This window comes from Nostoc sp. (assembly GCF_036917395.1).
Lineage (GTDB): Bacteria > Cyanobacteriota > Cyanobacteriia > Cyanobacteriales > Nostocaceae > Nostoc.
In genome coordinates, this window is sequence record NZ_JBALDI010000001.1 from 1 (window position 1) to 6,247 (window position 6,247).

At 42.2% G+C, this 6,247-nt stretch carries 7 protein-coding genes; 6 read left to right on the top strand and 1 reads right to left on the bottom strand.

The genetic code is table 11. From position 1 onward, the window contains the following. Nucleotides 1-111 precede the first annotated feature (111 nt). The 6 genes from V7K46_RS00005 to V7K46_RS00030 all read left to right on the top strand — a co-directional run bounded on the left by V7K46_RS00005 (nucleotide 112) and on the right by V7K46_RS00030 (nucleotide 5,344). Complete coding sequence (locus V7K46_RS00005) at nucleotides 112-324, top strand: hypothetical protein (RefSeq protein WP_335109927.1); 213 nt, start codon at nucleotides 112-114, stop codon at nucleotides 322-324. Nucleotides 325-495: 171 nt separating this feature from the next. After that, nucleotides 496-1,584 carry a M24 family metallopeptidase gene (locus V7K46_RS00010; protein WP_335109929.1) on the top strand — a complete coding sequence of 363 codons (1,089 nt, stop codon included), beginning with the start codon at nucleotides 496-498 and terminating at the stop codon, nucleotides 1,582-1,584. Between the two features lie 5 nt (nucleotides 1,585-1,589). Next, nucleotides 1,590-2,669 carry a galactokinase gene (gene galK / locus V7K46_RS00015; RefSeq protein WP_335109931.1) on the top strand — a complete coding sequence of 360 codons (1,080 nt, stop codon included), beginning with the start codon at nucleotides 1,590-1,592 and terminating at the stop codon, nucleotides 2,667-2,669. After that, nucleotides 2,659-3,054: a signal peptidase I gene (locus V7K46_RS00020; RefSeq protein ID WP_335109934.1), complete on the top strand. Its 396-nt coding sequence runs from the start codon at nucleotides 2,659-2,661 to the stop codon at nucleotides 3,052-3,054. Before galK ends, V7K46_RS00020 begins: the two co-directional genes overlap by 11 nt. Nucleotides 3,055-3,207: 153 nt before the next feature. Continuing rightward, nucleotides 3,208-4,017 carry a phytanoyl-CoA dioxygenase family protein gene (locus V7K46_RS00025; protein ID WP_335109936.1) on the top strand — a complete coding sequence of 270 codons (810 nt, stop codon included), beginning with the start codon at nucleotides 3,208-3,210 and terminating at the stop codon, nucleotides 4,015-4,017. A 310-nt stretch (nucleotides 4,018-4,327) separates the two neighbouring features. Next, nucleotides 4,328-5,344: a glycoside hydrolase family 43 protein gene (locus tag V7K46_RS00030; RefSeq protein WP_335109938.1), complete on the top strand. Its 1,017-nt coding sequence runs from the start codon at nucleotides 4,328-4,330 to the stop codon at nucleotides 5,342-5,344. 74 nt (nucleotides 5,345-5,418) lie between these two features. Here the strand turns inward: V7K46_RS00030 and V7K46_RS00035 are convergent, their stop codons facing one another. After that, nucleotides 5,419-5,583: a DUF4383 domain-containing protein gene (locus V7K46_RS00035; RefSeq protein WP_442939785.1), complete on the bottom strand. Its 165-nt coding sequence runs from the start codon at nucleotides 5,581-5,583 to the stop codon at nucleotides 5,419-5,421. Nucleotides 5,584-6,247: the final 664 nt, after the last annotated feature.

Sequence of the window (6,247 nt, forward strand, 5' to 3'; positions counted from 1 at the left end):
TCCTTCTTTCTATTCACTCTACTTTAGTTCCTATGTACTACTAAAGAGACTTTTTATTGATGTGTGACAGTTAGGGTGCGGAAGGTGGGATAAAAATAAGAGGTAATAGTTATGCCTAGTGGACATGCTAGCCATAAAGGCACTTCTGATAAACCCAATGTCAATGCCAATGGAGTAATTGATGATGCTGCTGATAAATCATTAAACCCCGATGATCTCTTGTCTGAAGAACAAACCAACACAGAGATCCATAGAGTCGAAGAAGGTATTAAATATCCTCCTGCTAGCGAACGCCCAGGTGAAAAATCAAATACCAGTAGCTGAAGTAACTATAGGACTCATATTTGATTTTTTAAATATGCGTAGGGTGCGTTAGCAAAGCCTAACGCACCTTTTTAATACCGTACCCACATTTTTTTCAAACCATAGACATACGCATATAAATACAGATGAATCTCATAATTATCTGTATTCATTTGTGGTTACTAATTTTCTATGAACGAGGAAGTCTCCAAAAAACTTGAATTAATTAGGCAAAGCTTGCATGAATCTGAAGTGCAAGGCGTGCGTTTGCGTGGTACAGACTGGTTTGCCTGGGCGACGGCTGGCGCTTCTAATACCGTGCTGCTGACTGCTGAAACTGGCGTTGCAGAAGTATTAGTAACTACTGACGAGGCTTGGGTATTGACGGATGAAATTGAAGCCCAGCGTCTTCAGGATGAAGAACTGCCTGCTAATTTTAAGGTGCATATCAACCCTTGGGCTGATGGTGCTGCCCGTGAGTCTTTTGCTCGTGATGCAACTCTCGGCGGGAAAACAGTTAGCGATCGCCCCATCTCCAATTTAGAACAGCCATTACCCCCATCTCTGCGACACCATAAACGGGTAATGATGTCAAGTGAATTAGAGCGATATCGTCAAGTTGGGCAAAAAGCTAGTCAGGCAATGACAGAGGTACTCAAAGCCGCCAAGTCAACTTGGACAGAATATCAGTTAGCGGGTGCGGGTGCGGAGGCGTTATGGGCGAAAGGATTGCATCCGGCGCTGACGCTGGTAGCAGGTGAGAGGCGTTTACCGCTATACCGTCATGCTACACCCACGGGAGAACAGATTGGACGGCAAGCAATGCTGGTGTTTTGCGCTAGAGGTTACGGTTTGTATGCAAATCTGACTCGATTTGTTTGTTTTGGTAAGCTTTCAGACGAACAGGCCGAATTGCATTCCCATGTGCGTGAAGTAGAAGCAGTAATTTTGAATTTGTGCCAACCCGGAACCACACTTGATGCAGTTTATCACGCCCTAGCTCAGGCTTATGAGCAGCATGGATTTACCAATGCCATCCGCGAACACCACCAGGGAGGAACCACTGGATATTTAGCACGAGAAATCGTAGCAAATCCAACTACTACTGATACTTTGACAGAAGGCATTGCTGTCGCTTGGAATCCCAGTTTAGCAGGGGCAAAGGTTGAAGATACTTTTGTGATTCTCAAGGATGGAAAGTTGGAAAATCTGACTTTTGATTCAAATTTTCCTAATGTTGAAGTAGAAGGAAGGTTACGCCCTGTACCTTTGTACAATTAAAAATTATGGATTTTCAACAAGTATTCGGTAAACCACCTGAAACTCAAGCCAGTGCGCCGGGAAGAGTAAATTTACTCGGCGAACATACAGACTATAACGATGGCTTCGTTCTGCCAACCGCGATTCCTCAATCCACCACGGTACAGATAGGTTTTAGTAGCGATAGCCACCATCACTTTTACTCGGAAAATCTCAACGAGCAAGTGAGCATTTCAGATATTAATCATACCCCGTCTGGATTTGCCAGTTATATTTTTGGCTGTATTGAGGTTTTGCAAAAAGCAGGACACACAATACCATCGCTTTCTGTGTACGTCAAATCATCGGTTCCTATAGGTTCGGGTTTATCTAGTAGCGCGGCTTTAGAAGTAGCAACGCTGCGGGCATTACGCCAACTTCTGAACCTTCCTATTGATGATGTTGAAATCGCCCAATTCGCCCAGCAAGCAGAAATTCACTATGCTGGCGTGCAATGCGGCATCATGGATCAGATGGCTTCTAGCTTGGCTGATACTGAACATATCTTATTTTTAGATACTCGGACTTTAGAACGCCGGGTGATGCCTTTGCCTGAGAAAGCGGAGATTTTGGTTATTGATAGCGGTGTACCCCGCACACTTGCAAGTAGTGGTTATAACCAGCGTCGGGCTGAGTGTGAAGAGGCGGCGCGATCGCTAGGAGTTAAGGCACTACGAGATATTACTGATGTTGAAGTAACAGAAAAACTCCCCGAACCTCTCCGGCGGCGTGCCCGTCATGTGATTACAGAAAATAACCGCGTCTTAGAAGTATTGCAGGGAGTATCATCTGAACGCTTTGGCGAATTGATGAACGCATCCCACGCCAGTTTGAGAGACGATTACGAAGTGTCTGTACCTGCACTGGATACATTGGTAGAGATTTTGCAGAAAACAGAAGGAGTGTATGGTGCAAGACTTACAGGTGCTGGTTTTGGCGGTGCTTGTGTCGCTTTGGTGAAATCAGGCCACAAAGGTATTGCAACCCATATTCTTGAACAATACAAGCAAGCAGGTTACATCGGACAAATTTTGGTTCCTTCCTTGGAGTTAAGTGATGCAGCCTAAAGTTGTTTATGGAAATGCAGCCGTTGAAGGTGTAAATCGTTGGGGATGGTTCATGGGTCACTTTATCACCCCTGAAGACGATCCGCGTTCCACGGAAATGCTAGAAGTAAAATGGGCTGTTCACAAAGCAGGTGACAGTAGAACTGAATGGGCAGTAAATAACCAAGCTGCTACACTTTCAATTCTCATTGACGGACAATTTCGTCTGCAATTTGAAGATAGAGAAATTTTATTAACTTGTGAAGGTGATTATGTTCTTTGGTGTGCAGGTGTGTCCCATTGGTGGTTTGCTGAGTCTGACTGCACGATTCTGACTGTCAGATGTCCTTCAAAGCCAGGCGATATTGTTGCATTGCCTGGAGTGTCAAAGAATTTAGTTTATTAAGTAATTCGTCATAATTAATTTTAATTAATTGTTACAGAGGATTGGTATAAGCCACTAATTTTAAAAATAGTGCGCTACTATCGACAAGCAATAAAAAAATCTCCTAGAGGTTATTAATACCACTCTAGTTATAAGTTGAAGAGGATAAAAAAGATGGTTCAAAGTATAGGCGGTATAGCGAAATATTCAGCTACCGACCTAGACCGATTTGCTCAAGAACTGAATAAAGACGGAATTTGTGTCATTCCTGGTGTTTTTGAGCAAAAATTAATTGATGAGTGGACACAAGCTTTTGAAAAGTTATTTTACGAGCGTCAAAATCAACCAGGTGGGTTGGCTCCTCGTGAAATTTCCCGCTACTATCTAACCTTGCCTTGGATTTATCCATTCGCTAATGAATTAGTTTTTGCCAACCCAGTGATTATGGGTGTCCTAGAGCGCGTGTTTTTCCAAGAATACGTGATGGTTCAGTTAGGGGTTGATGTCCCATTCCAGGGTTCAGATTATCAGGAAACCCATCGGGATTTTCGCCCATTATTTAGCGATCGCATAGTAACCCCACTTTACGCCCTAGCAGTCAACTTTCCCCTTGTGGAAGTAACGGCAGAAAACGGCCCGTTCCAAATGGCACGCGGAACCCATGTTATACCGCGAGAAGAGGGATTAAAGAAAGTTGCTAGTGGTGAAATTCCGATGGAATCCTTTTATATGCAGCCAGGTGAGGTGATGGTGCGATCGCCTTTAGCACTGCATCGGGGTTCCCCAAATCGGACAAACCAGCCAAGACCGATGGTAGTTATGGGCTATGCGATGCATTGGTTGCATACGCCAAAGGTAGATTTGACTCTCCCAAAAGACTACTATGAAAGCCTGCCAGAAAAGCTAAAGCAGATGCTACGGTGTCAGCTGGTAGAAAGCTTACCTAAGAACAAAGTCGAAACTTACGTGAATTTCAAATACTAGTAATTTTTCAAGCTAACTTTGACGAGTGAGACACCTCTTAAACATCTCTTTTTTCTCTGACTCTGTGCCCTCTGCGCCTCTGTGGTTCGTTCCTTTACCCTTCAAACTTCGCTTTACAGACTACTAAGTACTTTTAAGTACTTTGTCTCATGAAATTAGAGGGATAAGAAAACGAACCGCAAAGGACGCAAAGAGCGCAAAGGAAGAGGTAAGGAAGAAAAATTGAAAAGTTGATTCACCTATCATAATTAATGGGACAGACTACTAGTGGAAGAAGAATTTTTGTCATTCCATACATAAATAATTTAAGATGCAAACCTATACTAATCCAGTCTACAAAGGTTATTTTGCCGATCCTTTTGTTTGGCAACACGAAGGGGTATATTATGCGATCGGCACTGGCGCAGCAGAAGCAGAAGGAACGGTAGATGAAATACCGGATGCACCAAATATTAACTCCAATAACAAATCGCGTGTCTTTCCTCTGTTACGCTCTTTCGACTTTGTGAATTGGGATTTTGTTGGTAACGCACTACTGCGTCCAGATCCCGCCCTTGGTGATAATTTCTGGGCCCCCGAAGTTGCTTACTGCGATCGCCAGTTTTATCTCTACTACTCAGTGGGACATGAAGATAAGAATCATCAGTTACGTGTGGCTACAAGCGATACTCCGTTAGGCCCTTATAAAGATGTTGGTGAGCCACTTGTAGATCCAAAATCTTGTCCTTTTGCGATCGACCCGCACCCATTCCAGGATGACGATGGACAATGGTATTTGTTTTACGCCCGTGACTTACTGGATACATCGGATGGAGTGCGTGTTGGTACAGCGTTGTTTGTAGACCGCCTCCAAACCATGACTAAGCTTGCTGGTGAAGGGAAAGTGGTTTTACGTGCGCGATCCGATTGGCAACGGTTTTTAGCCAACCGTTTGATGTACGGTGAAATTTATGATTGGCATACTTTAGAAGGCCCTTGCGTTCGTAAGCATGAAGGGAAATACTACTGCTTTTATAGTGGTGGACGCTGGGAAACTGAGAACTACGGCGTAGATTATGGCGTTGCTGACAACGTGATGGGGCCTTACTCTGATGCAGGTAACGAAACCAGGCCACGGGTGTTAAAGTCTGTTCCTAATTTTATTAGAGGGCCGGGACATAACTCTATCGTTATTGGGCCAGATGGTAAAACTGAGTATGTTGTCTATCATGCTTGGACGGAAAACATGGATATGCGGCAAATCTGCTTAGATATACTGATCTGGAAACCAGAAGGGCCATGTTGCAATGGCCCTACCTGGACACCGCAGACTATCAGCAACTATTGAAGATTTTGCGATGCATTAACACCGCTCACTTTAGCTGGTGTCACAACACTGTAGTAGCCAGTTGCGATCGCTGCTTATGCATTAAGTAAAACATTAGCGCCGAACAATGGCATTAAGCCGAAAAATGTCTTACCCAAAGGCAACAATCCGATGAGCGCCAGCAAGGCATAAGAAACTGCAAAAGTACGATTGAATAGACGCGCAGTGGTAGTATTGTTGTAAGAAGTAATTCCTAACAACCTTTTTAAATACAGAAATTTTACTACTTAATTTATTAATGCTGGCTGCCACTACAAAGCAACATTAGGACTTTTAAATATCAATGCTTGCACTTACTGCACTACCTATTTTTTTTGATAAATATTGAGAGAAAAGCGATCGCTTCACCGAGTTGCATCATTAGAAGCGATCGCGTAAGGTTTATGAATTGAATTACAACCAATGTTACACACAGCCAAAAGGCTTTTAACCTACCCAAGGTTGAGAGAACAGATATATCATCAGGGTGAAAATTATAATACTTGTTTCTCATAAACCAACAATAAAAGAAATTACTTCACTTACTATGGTTTATAAAATAATTGTTACAGTAATATGTATTCAGCGTAACAAATTAATATATATTTTTTAAAAAAGAATACTGTTTAATATTTAAACAGTAATCAATTTATATATACTATTAGGGTTAAATATTTAATATTAATAAAAAAGTCAGGTAATAAATAAGCTGATTTTATTAATTTTAATATTAATAATAATTGTTTTAATGATCTTGTGTACGAAACCGAACAGACAAGCAGAAATATACTTATAGCAACCGCCAAAGCGGTTAGGACAAACAGTATACTTGATGAGTAAAGTAACAAATATTGATACTGCTCAAGCGGACAGTACAAAAACAGA